The 15,198-nt window shown below is 71.0% G+C and carries 11 protein-coding genes; 3 read left to right on the top strand and 8 right to left on the bottom strand.

Features of this window, described 5'->3' with window-relative positions; genetic code table 11:
* Nucleotides 1–13: 13 nt before the first annotated feature.
* The 3 genes from OHO27_RS41805 to OHO27_RS41815 form a co-directional block, all read right to left on the bottom strand.
* On the bottom strand, nucleotides 14–1,201 hold the full coding sequence (locus tag OHO27_RS41805) for a type III polyketide synthase (RefSeq protein WP_328430114.1): 1,188 nt from the start codon (nucleotides 1,199–1,201) through the stop codon (nucleotides 14–16).
* 321 nt (nucleotides 1,202–1,522) lie between these two features.
* The gene (locus tag OHO27_RS41810; protein WP_328430115.1) at nucleotides 1,523–3,082 is read right to left on the bottom strand and encodes a mucoidy inhibitor MuiA family protein; all 1,560 of its coding nucleotides are present in this window, start codon (nucleotides 3,080–3,082) and stop codon (nucleotides 1,523–1,525) included.
* Between the two features lie 4 nt (nucleotides 3,083–3,086).
* Nucleotides 3,087–5,285, bottom strand: coding sequence for a DUF4139 domain-containing protein (locus OHO27_RS41815; RefSeq protein ID WP_328430116.1), 2,199 nt, complete (start codon nucleotides 5,283–5,285; stop codon nucleotides 3,087–3,089).
* Between the two features lie 318 nt (nucleotides 5,286–5,603).
* Here OHO27_RS41815 and OHO27_RS41820 point away from each other — a divergent pair, with 318 nt between their 5' ends.
* Nucleotides 5,604–6,833, top strand: coding sequence for an MFS transporter (locus OHO27_RS41820; protein WP_328430117.1), 1,230 nt, complete (start codon nucleotides 5,604–5,606; stop codon nucleotides 6,831–6,833).
* An 89-nt stretch (nucleotides 6,834–6,922) separates the two neighbouring features.
* Here OHO27_RS41820 and OHO27_RS41825 read toward each other — a convergent pair whose 3' ends face one another.
* The 5 genes from OHO27_RS41825 to OHO27_RS41845 all read right to left on the bottom strand — a co-directional run bounded on the left by OHO27_RS41825 (nucleotide 6,923) and on the right by OHO27_RS41845 (nucleotide 12,577).
* Nucleotides 6,923–7,984 carry a glycoside hydrolase family 5 protein gene (locus tag OHO27_RS41825; protein ID WP_328430118.1) on the bottom strand — a complete coding sequence of 354 codons (1,062 nt, stop codon included), beginning with the start codon at nucleotides 7,982–7,984 and terminating at the stop codon, nucleotides 6,923–6,925.
* Nucleotides 7,985–8,158: 174 nt separating this feature from the next.
* Entirely contained in the window at nucleotides 8,159–9,748 is a 1,590-nt protein-coding gene (locus OHO27_RS41830; RefSeq protein ID WP_443059672.1) for a hypothetical protein, read from the bottom strand.
* A 188-nt stretch (nucleotides 9,749–9,936) separates the two neighbouring features.
* Nucleotides 9,937–10,182 (bottom strand): DUF5302 domain-containing protein, encoded by a 246-nt coding sequence (locus tag OHO27_RS41835; protein ID WP_328430119.1) that lies wholly within the window; start codon nucleotides 10,180–10,182, stop codon nucleotides 9,937–9,939.
* Between the two features lie 176 nt (nucleotides 10,183–10,358).
* Nucleotides 10,359–11,387: a GDP-mannose 4,6-dehydratase gene (locus tag OHO27_RS41840; RefSeq protein ID WP_328430120.1), complete on the bottom strand. Its 1,029-nt coding sequence runs from the start codon at nucleotides 11,385–11,387 to the stop codon at nucleotides 10,359–10,361.
* The gene (locus OHO27_RS41845) at nucleotides 11,384–12,577 is read right to left on the bottom strand and encodes a UDP-N-acetylglucosamine--N-acetylmuramyl-(pentapeptide) pyrophosphoryl-undecaprenol N-acetylglucosamine transferase (RefSeq protein ID WP_328430121.1); all 1,194 of its coding nucleotides are present in this window, start codon (nucleotides 12,575–12,577) and stop codon (nucleotides 11,384–11,386) included. Before OHO27_RS41845 ends, OHO27_RS41840 begins: the two co-directional genes overlap by 4 nt.
* 64 nt (nucleotides 12,578–12,641) lie before the next feature.
* Between OHO27_RS41845 and OHO27_RS41850 the strand changes: the two genes are divergently transcribed.
* Nucleotides 12,642–13,352: a response regulator transcription factor gene (locus tag OHO27_RS41850; RefSeq protein WP_328430122.1), complete on the top strand. Its 711-nt coding sequence runs from the start codon at nucleotides 12,642–12,644 to the stop codon at nucleotides 13,350–13,352.
* Nucleotides 13,349–14,791, top strand: coding sequence for a sensor histidine kinase (locus OHO27_RS41855; RefSeq protein WP_328430123.1), 1,443 nt, complete (start codon nucleotides 13,349–13,351; stop codon nucleotides 14,789–14,791). The genes OHO27_RS41850 and OHO27_RS41855 overlap by 4 nt, the downstream gene beginning before the upstream one ends.
* The last annotated feature ends 407 nt before the right edge of the window (nucleotides 14,792–15,198 follow it).

The raw sequence follows: 15,198 nt of genomic DNA on the forward strand, positions 1-15,198 counted from the left end.
GCGCGGCCTCGTACTACAGCCACTGCCCTTCCAAGGCGGTGGCGGTGAGACCGGGTGCCGCCGCGTACAGAACGGCGCGATGGCCGGGCTTCTGCCGCCCCGCGTCATGCGCCCGCCGCAGGATGTCGAACACGGCGGCGCCTCCGCGGTTGCCACTGGTGTAGCTGTCCCGGCTGTAGTCCAGCAGCCCCGACGGCCACGCGTCGGGCATCGTCTGCTCCATGTACTCCAGCACCCGGGTCCCGCCGGGGTGGGCGAGGAGCACGTCAGGATGCCAGGAGTCGGGGTCGTCCTGGTAGCGCGAGCCCAGCCAGTCCCACATGCCCGTGACCGTCTCCTGCACGGCGCGCGGTCCGCGCCGGTCCATCACGAAGTGGGTGCCGTCCGCCCGTGTCTCCAGGCGGTGCAGGTCCTGGGTGCCGGGCAGGGTGTGATGCCAGGCGGCGTCCAGCCGCAGCACCGACTCGGACCTCGGGCGGCCCGTGACCACCGCGGCGACCGCCGTGTCCGCGAACAGCAGCCGGACGATCAGAGACTCAAGGGTGTCGTCCGCGGGCTGGTAGGTCGTGCTCAGCGCCTCCGCGATGACGATCAGGACCACCCGGTCGGGGTCTGCGGCCACGAGATCCGCCGCGAGCGCCAGGGAGCGGGTCCCCGCGATACAGGCCCACTGCGTGGCCGGCAGCAACATCACGTCGTTGCGGAGCGGAAGCCTGTTGGCCAGGGCCATGTCCAGTCCGGGCAGCGCGGGGGTGGTGGAGTGACTGGTGATCAGGCAGTCGACGTCCGCGGCGTCCAGCCCGGCCGCCTGAAGCGCCCCGCGCGCCGCACGCTCCCCGTAGGACTGCACGGCTTCCCAGGCCGGCTCCGTGCGCTCCTGGACGGTCTGCGGCGCGGGTATGGACTCGAGGGCGGAGATCACGCGGTCCACGTCCTGCTGCGTGAACCCGTCGCGCACGAGCGCCTCTTGGGCCGGCTCGACACCCACAGCCTGCAGACCGCTGCCGCTGCCGGGCGCGACGGCAGCCTCCAACGGCAGCATCCACCCGCGAGTCTCGATGCCCGTACTGGCCGCGATGGCGTCGACCCGCGGAGCCCACGCCGCGTCCGGGTGCCGGTCGCTCACCTCCGCCACGATCTGGCTGGTCTTCACGGCGTGCTCGCCGTGTATCACGGCAGGAGGCGAGAGGTAAGCGGCCATGATGGGGCACCTTCCGAGAGGGAACGGGGGAACAGGGGGAGGGGAAACGCGTGAGGAGGGAGAACGGGGGAGGCCACAAGTGCTGTGTCCTGGGCCACGCGGGAACTTCGCGCCCAAGAGGATGCAGATGGGCTCCACTTCGGGAGTGCGTTTGCGTTCCGAGCCTGGCGCTAAATGGACATTTGCGCTGTGATGCAGACAACTTAGGCGCGGACTGGAATGCGTGACACGCCACACACCGCTGAATCGCGGACGCCCTCAGAACGGTTTCGTGGACCTTTCCCCTGACCTGCCGTCAGCCAGGGAGCTGGTCACCTTCGCTCACAGCCCCGCGACCTTGCCGCTCGCGGAGATCTCGTAGACCAGGGTGATCGTGCGGTGCCCGCCGGGCGTCAGCCGCAGGTCCCAGCGTGCGATGCCGTCGGCGTCGACCGCATCGGGCTCCGGCGCGCAGGCTTCCTTGCGCAGGCGTACCTCCACCGCCGAGACCTCGGAGACGGGGATCCGCTCCCGCAGCGTGACGACCTGCTCGGTCCGGTCGCCGGGCGCCGAGAAGCGGGACACATGCAGCCGGACCGTACGGGTGATCACGGTTCGCTGGGTCAACGTCGCAGTGTCGCGGGACTCTTCGGCTTGCCGGACCACCCGGTAGTCGTCGTGGCTGCCGAAGGCGAGCTCGACAGGGGCACCCGGTGCGGTGAAGCTCAGTGTGCCGCGGCCGGTGAATCCGCTGCCGCGGACGAGGTCCACGGGCCCGGCCAGCAGTGCGTGGCCGGAGGTGTTGTCGAACCGCACGACTTGGGTGACCAGCGGCGACAGTTCGGGCGACGAGGCGTACTCGCTGCTCGCGCTGGCGGTGACGGCGGTGAGCGACACCCGGTGGGCGCGGCCGTCAGCGGGAACGGAGACGGCCGCGGGGGAGTGCAGCACACGCGTCCGGCCGCCGTCGTCCACTCCAGGAAGGCCGAGCACCGGGGCCGGCCCGAGGTCCGCGGTCTCCTCCTCACGCAGTTCAACGTCGACGGTGCGGCGCTCAGCGGCGGAGCGATCCCTGAGGGTGAGACGGTCCTCGGTCAGCTGCGGCGGGTCGGTGGTCAGCGCCGAGCGGGCCGTCGACAAGGTGAGGCGTACGTCCGACCAGTCCTCGCCGGTGCGCTGCCAGACCATCGCGTCGGTCTCCAGTGTCAGCGAGTCCCCGTGGAGTACGGCCCGGTAGGCGGGGCGCCACAGAGCGCACGAGCTGAGGTGGGTCAGACGCAACCGGACCGGTTCGGCGACCGCGGCCTGTACGGTCAGCTCGACATGGCCGACCAGTTCGGCGGGCTGTTCCTCGGAGAGGCCGATGGCCTGCTGGGCCTCCGTCAATTCTCGGGAGAGGGCCGTCAACCGCCCCTCGGCGGTGCGGAGTTGCTCGGCGTACGAGTCGCGCTCGGCGTCGACCCGATCCAGCTCGCGGGTCCAGCGGGATTCGTCCGCCTCCCCGTAGCCGGTTCCTTCGGCGATGTCCCGCAGCAGGTCGGCGGCGAGCCGGCCGAGGAGGTCGAGGCGGGCGCGCAGCCGGTCGCGCGCGTGGCCGAGGGTGAGCTGTTCCTCTTCGAGGGCGCGCATCCGCATGCGCAGGGCGGAGTCGTCGGCGGCGGGCAGCGGCGCCCGCGGTGTCCAGGTGCGGACGATCCGCACGTCGAGGACGGTCGCCCGGTGGTCGCCCGTCAGTTCCGCGTGGAGAGTGCGGTCGACCGCGAGTGCGCTGATCGGCCCGAGGCGCAGTCGCTGGAGGCCTGCGTGCAGGTCGAGTTCGGCGGTCCGCTCGATATGGGCGCGGTCCTCCAGGCAGGTGACCGCTGTGACGGGCAGGGGGATCGGCCGGGTGTCCGTGGGCATGCTGTCAGCTCCTGCGGTTGCCGCCGACCAGGGCCTTGGCGGCCGGGATGCGGATGTCGTAGCCGCCGTCGAGGGTGGCGCTGCCGCCGGCGGGCAGGTCCACTCGCCAGACGCGGGTCCCCGGGGCATGCCGGTCGGGCCCGCTGTCCTGCTCGGGCGCCGTCCAGTCGGCCCGTTCCTCGATCCGGACGTCCGGTTCGGTCGTGACCGGAACCTGTTCGTGGACCTCGACGGTGACGGCATGGGCCAGCCGGTTGGCGAGTTCCACATGGACCTGGTGGGCGAGCACGGTCGTGTTGCTGCGCAGACCCGACGTCGACTCGCGCAGGTTCGTGCGGCGGGTGGCCCGGACCCCCTCGGCCGGTCCCAGCCCCATCCGGCGGACGCCGCCGGGGGCGAGCGTGGGCAGAGCGGCGGTCGTCAGGAAGTCGTGGTCGCTGGTGACTTCCACCGGGCCCGCGAGCAGGGCCTGGTCGGTGGCGTTGGAGAGCACGAGCGTGGCGTACACCGTCTGCTCCGCGGACGGCACGCACAGGTACTCGGTGCGCAGGCCGACCGGGATGTCGGTGACGGTGACGGTGTGCCAGGTGCCGTCGGAGGGGATGTCGGCGCGGGCGACGGCGTCGTAGCGGTGGTCGAAGGAGCCCGCCGACTCGCGGGGCCGCACCGCGTGTCCGGGCAACGGCAGCGCGGACACCGCGTCGGCCCGGCGGCGGCAGTCGTCCGCCACCGCGTCGTAGGGCGTGTGGGGGAAGAGCCTGCCCCGGCGCCCGTCGTTCTCCTCGGCGCCCGACAGCACGAGCGCGGCGTAGTCGAGCTCCGCGCCGCTGGGCTCCGGCGGACCGGCCGCCACCGGCGATGACGGCGGTGGAGGTGGCGGGCCTGCCGCGACCGATGCCTCCGTGGCCATGCCGGCGGGAGCAGTGCCCCGACCGGCGGCGGGTCCGGACCCATCGCTCGGTCGTCCCGACGGCCTCCTCGGCGCCGACGAGGCCGCTCCGGCGGTGTCGAACGCGGTCGGCGGAGCACCGGCGAAGCCTGCGGGCTCAGCGGGTGCGGCGGGCGGCAGGCCGTATCCCTGTGGTGCCGGCGACGGCGGGGGGACGGGACCGGGCATGGTGTACCCCGGCGATGCCGACGGCGGAGGGACGGGTGCGGGTGCGGCGGGCGTGCCGTACCCCTGCGGTACCGGCGGCGTGGGGACGGGACCCGCCGCGGCCACGGGCACTGGCCCTGCGGCCGAAACAGGACGGGGACCTGCCGCGTCGTAGCCGGAGAAGAGATCGGCGAGCCCCACGGGAGGCTCCCGCCAGCCGGAGGGCGCGGGGGCGGCCTGCCGCCGTCCGACCCGGATCGAACGCAGAGAGGGCAGGTCGGTGCGGCGCCGCAGATCCGCCGTGGCCAGGCCGACGCGGACCCCGGTCCAGTCCTCTCCGGTGCGCTGGGCGATCGAGGCACGCAGCACCAGGGTGCCGCTGTCGTCGCCCTGACGGTGCGTAAGGCGGTAGGCAGGGACCCAGACGGCCCCCGGCACACCGTACTCAAGCTCCAGTTCCACAGTTCCGGTTCCGGTTCGGCTTCCCGCTCCGGTTCCGGTTCCGGTTCCGACGAGCGTCAGGGCGGCGACGACCGTGGTCGTGATGTGCTCGGACTGCACGTCGGTGGAGGCGCGGACCCAGCGGTCCGTGGCCACGGAGAGTTCGTGCTCGACGCGGCGCAGTTCCTCCTCCAGTTCGACGAGCCGGTGGTGCAGGCCCCGCAGCCGCTCGTCGACGAACTCGGCGAGTCGCAGCCACGCGTCGGCGGGCGTACGGCGGGGCGGGTCCTCGCGCTCACGGGTCGGCGGAACCGGACGCAGCGCCGTCACTTCGGAGATCAGGCCCAGCTGCCGGTCACGGCGGCCCTGTGCCGCGCCACAGGCGTCGCGCAGCCTCTCCATGTCGTGCCTCAGGCTGTCGGCCGCGTCGGTGCCGGAGAGTTCGGCATCCACCTCCACACGCACCTCGGTGACACGTACGCCATGGTCACCGACGACTCTTGCGCGCAGCGAGCCCGGGTCCATGGACCGGGGCAGTCCCGTCACCCGCACCCTGCCGTCCGCCGGCATGGTGCCCCGCGCCACCCGGGTACAGAGCGCACCCTGCGCGTACACCACGACCGCGTCGAGCGACGACGCCCATCGCTGCGCTTCCCCAGACTCCATACGCTCCGCCCCCGTTGTGCCCGTGCCGACGGAAGCCTACGCCCAGGCCAGGCCGACAAGCCCGGACCGGTTGACCTCCGCCGACGGTGGGCGTTACCGAGGCGGCATGACATAGGTCACGTCAAGATGGGGCCCGATCTTGGAATGCGCGGTCTCCTGGCACTGCTGCACTGTTCATGGGCTCGCCCTGTGTGGGGGCGCGCTGGGCAACGGTGCTCGACGCGGCCGGCCGAGGTGGGTGCCCCCCGACCTCGGCCTTCTCTGCTCCCTCGTCTCCCTCGTCCTCGGACCGCTGTCTTCGAAAGGTTCTCCCGCACCATGCCTCTGGCTCTGCTGGCCCTTGCCGTTGTCGCCTTCGGCATCGGCACGACCGAGTTCGCCACGATGGGCCTGCTGCCCCAGATCGCCGACGGGATCGGGGTGTCGGTGCCCCACGCCGGCAACCTCGTGTCGGCGTACGCGCTCGGCGTCGTCGTCGGTGCCCCCGTCCTGACCGGCATCGGTGCACGCATACCGCACAAGAAGCTGCTGCTGCTCTTGTCGGGACTGTTCGTGGTCGGCAACATCGCCTCCGCGTTCGCCCCGAACTTCGGCCTGCTGTTCGCCGCGCGTTTCCTGGCGGGGCTGCCGCACGGCGCGCTGTTCGGAGTCGGCGCCGTCGTCGCCTCACGGCTGGTCGCGCCCGAACGGGCCGCACGCGCCGTGTCGATGATGTTCCTCGGCCTTACGGTCGCGAACATCATCGGCGTCCCGGCCGGCACCGCGCTCGGCCAGCAGCTGGGCTGGCGGTCCGCCTACGTCGGCGTCGCCGTCATCGGGCTCCTCGCGCTCGCCGCACTGGCCGCGTTCGTCCCGCACCAGCCCCGGGGCCGGCAGGCCGGCATCCGGCACGAGGTGCGGGCCATGCGCAACCGGCAGGTCGCGATCGGCCTGGCCACGGCGGTGGTCGGTTTCGGGGGCTTCTTCGCCGTCTACAGCTACCTCGTGCCGATGCTGACGCACCTGACGGGCATCTCCGACACGTCCACCACCCTGGTCCTCGCGCTGTACGGCGTAGGCATGACGGTCGGCACGCTTCTGGCCGGCCCCCTCACCGACCGCGCCCTGCGCCCGACTCTCTACGCGGGGCTCGCCCTGCTCGCGGCCGGCCTGGTGACGTTCTACTTCACGGTCCACAGCACCGTTCCCGCCCTGGTCACGATCGCCTTCATCGGCGCGATGGGTGCCCTCATCACCACCCCCGTGCAGATGCTGCTGATGGCGAAGGCCAAGAACGCTCCGACGATGGCCGCGGCCTCCAACCACTCCGCCTTCAACCTGGCCAACGCGGGCGGCGCCTGGCTCGGCGGACTTGCCATCTCCGCGGGCTGGGGATGGGCCTCACCGAACCTCGTCGGCGCCGCCCTGGCCGTGGCAGGCCTCGGCCTGGCCTTCATGGGCGGCCTCATGGACCGGGGCGGCCGACGCTCCGCGACCTCCGAAGTGATCACGTCATCCGCCGCGGAAACCCCGACGGGGTCGGCACCCACCACACCGGCCAAGGGATGACCCGGGCGGCCACGTCACTTCGCGAGGTGAGGTGGCCTGTGTGAGACACACAGGCCACCGGTTCGATCACGCTCATTGGCGATCGCCCGTCACCAGTTGTCCGGCGACATGATGCGCTCGCGAATCCAGACTCCGGCGGGCTTCAGCGGCGAGGTGCCGGTCCAGGGGCCGGACCTGTCGCACGTCCCGGTCTTGAAGACGGCTCCGGAGCGGTTGTCGTCGGAGAAGTTCCAGTTCGTCCAGCTGATCTTCTTGCCGGCCATGAGGTCGAGGTAGCGCTGCGACATGGCGAAGTCGTTGCTGCCCTCGCCGGCGTAGTTCTGGGTGCCGAACTCGGTGACGAACACCGGGAGCTTGTCGGCAGCGCGGGAGAGGGTCGCCAGGTAATCGTCGCGGTGCGAGTACGCGTAGAAGTGGAAGGTGTACATGATGTTGGACGCCCTGACCGGGTTGTTCACCACCTCCGACTCGTTGGCGCCCTCGGAGACACCGAACGAGGACCACGCGCGTGTTCCGACCAGCACGGGAGCGTCGGAGTCGATGGCGCGAATGGTCGGGATGATCTGCTCCGCGTAGCTCTTGATCCTTGACCAGCTCACGCCGCTGGGCTCGTTCGCGATCTCGTAGAGGACGTTGTTCTTGTCCTTGTTGCGGTTGGCGATGTCGGTGAAGAACTGCCGGGCCTTGCTCAGGTTCGTGTTGGGGTCGCCCGGGGTGAGCATGTGCCAGTCGACGATCACGTACATGCCGCGGTCGGTCGCCTGCTGGATGAGGGAGTTCGCGAGGTTGGTGAAGTGCTGGGGGTTCGTCTCGTAACCGCCCTCCTGTACGTAGGTCGAGACGCGCAGGGCGTCGGCCTTCCAGTCGCCGGACAGGGCGTCGAGTGAACCGCTGGTCAGGCAGTGCGGGTACCACTGGGTGCCGTGGGTGCTCATGCCTCGCAACTGGACTGGGTTCCCGCGGCTGTTGCACAGCTTGGTGCCACAGACTCTGAGCTGGCCGTTGACGGAGACGGGCGTGGCGGCGGCACGCTCATCGGTGCCCGCCGCTCGAGCGGAGCCGGTCGGGATGACGCTGAGCAGAAGCAGGAGGATGCTGCCGAGCGCGGCGGCTACCACACCCTGCCGTAGCGACACAGGCGATGCCCTCATATGGACCTCGTTCACGTGGATGATTGACAGGAAACTTTCCTAATGAGGAAAGCAGAGCCTTCATGGGCCTACAAGAGCCCTGTCGTCATCCACAGTTGCTTCGACATTCACAGAGACTTGGTTCACATGCGTGAGTCAGGGGCTACCACCAACAACGGGCTGCGACCAGCACGTTCATGGCCGGCCCTGCTCCCCGTCGTGTACGGAGGTGAGCCCGTTGAAGACGCCCACGTACGCGGTGCCGTCAGGGCCGATGGTGACCGGTGCCCAGTTGTTGTCGTAGAGAAGGCCGGTCCCGACGAGTTGCTTCCACCGTGTCGCGCCCGTGCGGAAATCGATGGCCGTCAGATACCAGGCGGCGACGCCGATGGAGTTCGGGTCCTTGGTGTACAGGTAGATCAGGCCGTTGGCGGTGGAGAGCTTCGGCACGACGGACGGGGCTCGCTCGCTGCTCTCCCATACGGTGTCGCATCCGCTGCCGTCGGGGCGGACGTCGAGGCGGGTGACGCCCCCGACGACGCTCCGCCCGAGGGTGAGCGATCCGACGTTCTCGTAGCCGTAGTTGTTCTCGACCACGAGGCTGCTCCCCCAGCTGATCAGGGAGTTGTCGGTCGTGGACGCGCCGGAGCCGAAGACCGGAACCTTGCACAGGAGCCGCCCGCCGGCCGGCACGCCGGTGCCGCGCCGGTAGACCAGTACGTTCATGCGGTCGTCGGCGTTGTCGGTGATCGCGACGTACTTCCCGTCGGGGCCGAAGATGTCCGGGGTGGTGCCCGAGCCCTGGTTGACGGAACCCGGCTTGCTGCCGGTGCCCCTGTCGTAGCCCTGCCGCCACACCACGGATGGCGTTCCGTCCGCCGCTGCGGTGAACTCGTACAGGGCATGGTCGGAGGCGATCGACACACCGTCGGCAGCAACCGAGAAGGAGTTCTGGATCTCCTCACCGGCCAGACGAATCGCACGGACAGCGCCGGTTCCCGGGTCGACGGTACCGACGCGGCCTTGCCGGGTGACCCACCAGATACGGCCCTGCCAGTCAGGCATCACCGATGTGACCGGGTCGCACGCGCCACTGGGGTACAGGTTGGTCCAGGTCACGCAGTCGTGCGGGATGTGGCCGGTCAGGTCCCAGTCGTCGGCGACGGTGAACTCCCAGCTGCCGTCGGGCTGTTGCCGGTGGGCGAGACGGATGATGTGCTGCCGAGAGTCCGCGAGCACCAAGCGGTCTTGATCGTCCAGGTACGAGTACGCGCCGCCGGACGTGTCCTTGAAGATCCGGGAGAAGTCCAGCCGGGTGATCGCTTCCACGGTGGACGGGCGCTGCGGCAGCTTGTACTGCGCCAAGGTCGCGAGCGTACGAGGGTCGAGCAGCTTGACCAGGAACCCGGTGAACGTCCCGCACACCGTGACGATCCGTCCCGCCCTGTCGAAGGTCACGTTCGCACACTCGCCGCCGAGCGCCGCCATCTTCTCGCTGCTGGCCTCAGGCGCATTACCCAGGGGACCGCTCCACGGGTACGTCGCGCTGCCCCAGGCGTCGGCGTGCATGCCGCTGCGGCCGTTCGGCGCCATGTAGGGATGCCGGGGTGGCTGCTCCCCGGGCAGCGGTTCGGGCTCCGCGGGCTCGCCCGAGTAGGAGGCGACGAGACGGTGGCCGGGCGCTTTCGGGATCGGGTCCGCGTGCGCGGACCCCGGGGTGGCCAGCAGCGTGACCGCCATGGTCAGGGCGACAGCCGAGGCACGGCTGACTGCAGGTATGGACATACGACTCCTCGAATGCGTACGACGATGCCGCGCCGCCGCCGACGGTAGGAGTCGGCCCTTGAGGTGTCCACGCAGATGCGGGACTTTTCAAAGGACTGCAATCATTTTCGACAAACTCCCCGTTCACCTCCTTGCACCGGGCAGAAGGTGTTCCTCCCGCCGGAGCGGGAGGAACCGGAGGGGCTGACTCAGCCGCCGCTCTTTCGCCGGAACGACCGCTGACTGGCGGCCGGGCCGTGCGCGCCTCGAATCTTCGACGCGTCGGTGTTCGCAGACAGGGTCGCCGCGTCCTCCTCCTGCCTGGCGCGCTTGCGGGCCAGGGCCTCCCGGAACTTGCCCTTCAGGTCGTACTGGCCGTCCTCGTCGGGCGCCAGGGCAGGGCTCTCGGACTCATCCGGCTCCGAACCTTCTTGGCGTGGAGACTCTGTAGTCATGGTGACCTTCCTGGGTTCGGACAGTGTGAGCACAGCTTGTCATGCTGGGTCCGCCCTGGGCGCAGGCGGTGATCAGTGAGGCCAGGTCAACGCCCGGCAGCGATCGAGTTCCGCAGCCGCGCCATGCGGCCGTCACCCATCCGTACGGGGTGGGCGACGGCCTGACCCCGGCTTGATCAGACCTGGTAGCGGTCGGCGGCAAACAGGTGGAGGTTGTCGGCGACCCAGTCGGAGGTGCGCCGCAGCCCTTCCTCGAGCGGGACCTGCGGCTCCCAGCCGGCCCACTCCCGGGCGCGGGAGTTGTCGGAGAGCAGCCGGTGGACCTCACTGCCCGTCGGCCGCAGCCGGCCCGGGTCGACGACGATCTCGGCGTCGCGGCCGGAGGCGTTGATGAGCGCCTTGGCGAGGTCGCCGACGGAGATCTCCTGCCCGGTGCCGAGGTTGACGCTGTGGCCGAGGGCGCGGTCGCAGGCGGCCAGGGCCAGGAAGCCGTGGGCGGTGTCGGTGACGTAGGTGAAGTCCCGGGTGGGGGTGAGCGAGCCGAGCCTGATCTGCTCTGCTCCGGCGTGGAGTTGGGACAGAATGGTGGGGATCACCGCCCGGGCGGACTGCCTGGGGCCGTAGGTGTTGAACGGGCGCACGACCGTCACCGGCATCTCGAAGGCGTGCCAGTGGGACAGCGCCATCATGTCCGCGCCGATCTTGGAGGCGGAGTAGGGGGACTGAGGCTGCAGCGGATGGTCCTCGCTGATCGGCACGGTGCGTGCGGTGCCGTAGACCTCGCTGGTGGAGGTGTGCACCAGGCGCCGCACCTGGTACCGGCGGCAGGCCTCGGCGACGTTCTCGGTGCCGACCATGTTGGTCTGGACGTAGGCACCGGGGGAGTCGTAGCTGTAGGGGATGCCGATCAGCGCGGCGAGATGGAAGACGGTGTCGCAGCCCTCGACCGCGTCCATGACCCGCCCTGCGTCCCGGACGTCGCCGGCGAGCATCTCCACGGGGCTGTGCGGGTCGGCGAGGTAGGAGGCGAGGTGGCCCTTGTCGGCGTAGGGCTTGTAGTGGACGAAGGCGCGGACGCGGGCACCGCGGGAGACGAGGAGATCGACGAGAGTGGAGCCGATGAAACCCTCGGCGCCGGTCACCAGCACGGTGCGTCCGCTCCAGTCGAAGTCGGCGGGCGTGGTCTGGGGAGCGGGGGTGGTCATCGGGCGATCTCCGTCTCGGTCGTCGTGGGAAGGATGGGGTGGCGGGAGGGGCGGCCGGCCAGCCGAAGCACATGGGCGGCCAGCAGGTCGGCAGCCTGTGCGTGCCGGCCGGGGTGCGCGGCGGCGGACATGGCGGCCAGGCGGGTGGGCTCGGCCAGCAGTGGCTCGGTGACGGCGGCCAGGCGGTCGGCGTCCGTTTCGGCGTCGGGCAGCAGCAGTCCGGCGCCCGCGTCGGTCAGAACCCTGGCGTTGTGGGTCTGGTGGTCGCCCGGCGCGTACGGGTAGGGCACCAGGACGGCCGGCGTACGGGTCGTCGCGAGCTCGGCGACGGTCGCGGACCCCGCGCGGCAGACGGCCAGGTCGGCGGCCGCGTACGCCAGGTCCATGCGGTCGAGATAGGGCACGGCGGTCGCGACACGGTCGCCGCCGGTCACGACCAGCTGCCGACGGGTCTCGTCGAGGGCGGCCGGCCCGGTCTTGATCAGAAGGTGCACGTCGGTCCGGTGCCGCCAGCGCTGGGCGAGGCCGGTGGCCGCTGCGGTGAGCCGGGCTGCTCCCAGGCTGCCGCCGTTGACCACCAGCAGCCGGCCCTCGACCGGAACCCCGAGCGCCCGCCGGGCCTCGGCGCGCCGACCGGTCCGGTCCAGCGCCGCCAGGTCCGCTGCGATGGGCATGCCCACGATGTCGGCGTGCCGACTGCCGGTCAGGTGCCCCCGGCTCTCCTCGAAGGCCAGGGTGATCTGGTCGGTGAGCAGTGCGGCGAACCGGTTGGCGCGTCCGGGGACCGCGTTCGATTCGTGGATGACGCTGGGCAGCCCGGCCATCCGTGCCCCGACGATCACCGGCGCGCTCGGGTAGCCGCCCATGCCGACGGCGCCCTGCGCGCCCTGCGCGCGCAGCACCGCCTTGGCCTGGGTGCCGGACTTGATCAGCGCCGCCGGCAGCAGGAAGCGTCTGGCGCCGAGCGACGGATCGAACGGGATCATGTCGACGGTGTGGAGGCGGTAACCGGCCTCGGGGATGAGCCGGGTCTCCAGCCCGCGCTCGGTGCCCACGAAGGAGATCACGGCGTCGGGCGCGGCGCGCCGCAGCGCGTCCGCCAGGGCCAGACCGGGATAGATGTGCCCACCCGTGCCGCCCGCGCCGATCACCACCGACAGCCGGGCCTGGGATATGTGCGGTGTCCTCATGGCGATCACGCTGCTGACCGCCTCTAAGAAGTTCCTAAGAGCACGTTTTGGCAGGCTGTCTGCCATGAGTGGTGCTGGTGGGTGCCTGAGCGCACCGAAGGTCCTGGTGGTCGACGACGAGCCGGAGGTGCGGTACGCCGTGGAGGACGGGCTCGCCGTCGAGGGCTACCAGGTGCGCGGGGCGGAGGACGGCATGGCGGCGCTGTCCGCCATCGCCGACTGGGAGCCCGACGCCGTGGTGCTCGACGTCATGCTCCCCGGCCTCGACGGCCTGGCGGTCTGCCGTTGCCTGCGTTCCCTCGGCGACCGAACGCCGGTGCTGGTCCTCACGGCGCTCGGCTCGGTCAGCGAGCGGGTGGACGGTCTGGAGGCAGGTGCCGACGACTACCTGGTCAAGCCGTTCGCGCTGGACGAACTGGTGGCACGGATCAGGGCACTGCTGCGCCGTACCGCCGTGGCCGAGCCGGACGCGGGCACCGAGCGGGGCTTCGCCGACCTCGTGGTCGACCCGGCAACCCGGACCGGACGCCGGGCAGGGCGCGCGATCGAGTTCAGCCGCACCGAGTTCTCCCTGCTGGAGCTGCTCCTGCGGCACCCCGGACAGGTGCTGCCCCGGGAGACGATCCTGGAACGGGTCTGGGGCCGCGACTTCGGCCCCGAGTCCAACTCCCTCGCCGTCTACGTCGGCTATCTGCGCCGCAAGCTGGAGGCGGGCGGCGAGCCCCGGCTCGTCCACACGGTGCACGGCGTCGGCTACCGGCTGGACCTGCCATGACCGCACCACGACAACACCGCTCGCAGTCCGAGCCGCAACGAAACGGTCGACGCCGGCACGCCCGTTGGCTGCGCCGCCGCCCCCTGCGCACCCGTCTGACCCTGACCGCTTCCCTGGCGGTCGCGGCCGTCGCCCTGGGACTGTGCGCCGCGGCCTTCCTGGTCATCCGTCACCAACTGCTCCACCAGCTCGACCTGCACCTGACCCAGTCGGCGCGACTCGGCGCCCAGCAGTACCGTCACGAGCCGCCCGGCGTCGTGCAGGGCCAGTGCCGCTTCCTCGCCGCCCCGGCCTGCGCCCAGCTGGTGCCCGCGCAGCCCGCTGACGACCCTACGCAGCCGTACCTGCTGCCCGTCACCGACACCACCCGCGAAGTCGCCTCCGGCGCCCACGGGCCTTACTACAGCGAGGTGCGACTGGCGGGCCACAGCGCCAGGATGCTCACCACGCCACTGGACGAAGGCCGCGCCATCCAGGTCGCCGTACGTGCCGACACCGTCGACCGAGGGGTCCGGCAGGCCGCGGTACTGCTCACAGTCATGGGCGGGGCCGGCGTGGTTCTGGCCGGGGTGCTCGGATCCTGGGTTTCCCGCACGGGTCTGGCACCGGTCAGCCGGCTCACGGCCACTGCCGAGCGCATCGCCTCCACGCGCGACGCCCGGCACCGCATCGAGCTGCCGCCGGAACGCCCTGGCCGGGACGACGAGGTCACCCGCCTGGCGGCCTCCTTCAACACGATGCTCGACGAGTTGGAGAAGTCCGTCACCGCTCAACGCCGCCTGGTCGCCGACGCCTCCCATGAACTGCGCACCCCGCTGACCGCTCTGCGCACCAACGCCGAACTGCTCACCAGGGCCTCCCGCCTCAACGACGCCCAACGCGACCGCGCGGCGGCCGCGCTCGCCCGCCAACTGCGCGAGGTGACCCTCCTGGTCAACGACTTGATCGAACTGGCCCGGGACGAGGAACCGGACCCGCTGATCGAGGACGTACGTCTGGCTGACGTCGTAGTGCATGCCGTCGATGCAGCCCGCGACCACTGGCCGGCCGTGCCCTTCGGGCTCTCGGCCGACCCCGACGTGCGTACCGCCACGGTCGCCGGTGTGCCGGCCCGGCTGTCCCGGCTGCTGTCGAGCCTGCTGGACAACGCCGCCAAGTTCAGCCCGCCGGGCCGGCCCGTCGAGGTCACCCTCACCACCGCCCCGAGCGCACTGGAACTGACCATCCGCGATCACGGCCCCGGCATCTCCGACGTAGACCTCCCCTACGTGTTCGACCGCTTCTACCGGGCCCGCACCGCCCGTGCCCTGCCCGGCTCCGGCCTTGGTCTGGCCATGGCCCGCCAGATCGCCCACGCACACGACGCCGAGCTGACGGCCGAGCACGCGCCCGGGGGCGGGGCGCTCTTCCGGCTGCGGGTTCCGTGTTCATGCGCTTGACGCTCCGGCGACCATGCCGACGGAGTCCGCTCGTCGGCAGTGGTCGGCGGTATGTGCCGTACGGCTATACGAGGTTGCGGTCCGGCCTCGAACGCTGCTGAGGACGTTGCCCGCCCGGCCGAATGCGGGTTGAACCGCGCATGGACGATTGGTTCGCAGCGCTGGACGACGCGCACCAGACCTCACCCGACCCCGCGGGCTGCCCCTATTGCGCCTGTCTCCTGGCCGCCCACCCGGCTGACGGTGCCTCGCCTGAAGCGGAGCAGGGGGCGGGCGGCGACAACTTCGCGAGGTGGCTGCGCCTGTGCATGATGCTCGTCGCAGGGGTGAGCGTGGTGCTGACATTGTCCGGAGCGTGGGCAGGATGAACTGCGCGGGCAGCGCAGTCGCAGTCGCAGCCGTGGAGC

Source organism: Streptomyces sp. NBC_00443, from assembly GCF_036014175.1.
Classification (GTDB): Bacteria; Actinomycetota; Actinomycetes; order Streptomycetales; family Streptomycetaceae; genus Streptomyces.

What these genes read in the sequence shown, in the direction of transcription:
- OHO27_RS41820 (WP_328430117.1), top strand. Translation starts at nt 5,604, where the DNA reads ATGCCTCTGGCTCTGCTGGCCCTTGCCGTTGTCGCCTTCGGCATCGGC.
- OHO27_RS41850 (WP_328430122.1), top strand. Translation starts at nt 12,642, where the DNA reads ATGAGTGGTGCTGGTGGGTGCCTGAGCGCACCGAAGGTCCTGGTGGTC.
- OHO27_RS41855 (WP_328430123.1), top strand. Translation starts at nt 13,349, where the DNA reads ATGACCGCACCACGACAACACCGCTCGCAGTCCGAGCCGCAACGAAAC.
- OHO27_RS41805 (WP_328430114.1), bottom strand. Translation starts at nt 1,201, where the DNA reads ATGGCCGCTTACCTCTCGCCTCCTGCCGTGATACACGGCGAGCACGCC.
- OHO27_RS41815 (WP_328430116.1), bottom strand. Translation starts at nt 5,285, where the DNA reads ATGGAGTCTGGGGAAGCGCAGCGATGGGCGTCGTCGCTCGACGCGGTC.
- OHO27_RS41835 (WP_328430119.1), bottom strand. Translation starts at nt 10,182, where the DNA reads ATGACTACAGAGTCTCCACGCCAAGAAGGTTCGGAGCCGGATGAGTCC.
- OHO27_RS41845 (WP_328430121.1), bottom strand. Translation starts at nt 12,577, where the DNA reads ATGAGGACACCGCACATATCCCAGGCCCGGCTGTCGGTGGTGATCGGC.
- OHO27_RS41810 (WP_328430115.1), bottom strand. Translation starts at nt 3,082, where the DNA reads ATGCCCACGGACACCCGGCCGATCCCCCTGCCCGTCACAGCGGTCACC.
- OHO27_RS41840 (WP_328430120.1), bottom strand. Translation starts at nt 11,387, where the DNA reads ATGACCACCCCCGCTCCCCAGACCACGCCCGCCGACTTCGACTGGAGC.
- OHO27_RS41830 (WP_443059672.1), bottom strand. Translation starts at nt 9,748, where the DNA reads ATGTCCATACCTGCAGTCAGCCGTGCCTCGGCTGTCGCCCTGACCATG.
- OHO27_RS41825 (WP_328430118.1), bottom strand. Translation starts at nt 7,984, where the DNA reads ATGAGGGCATCGCCTGTGTCGCTACGGCAGGGTGTGGTAGCCGCCGCG.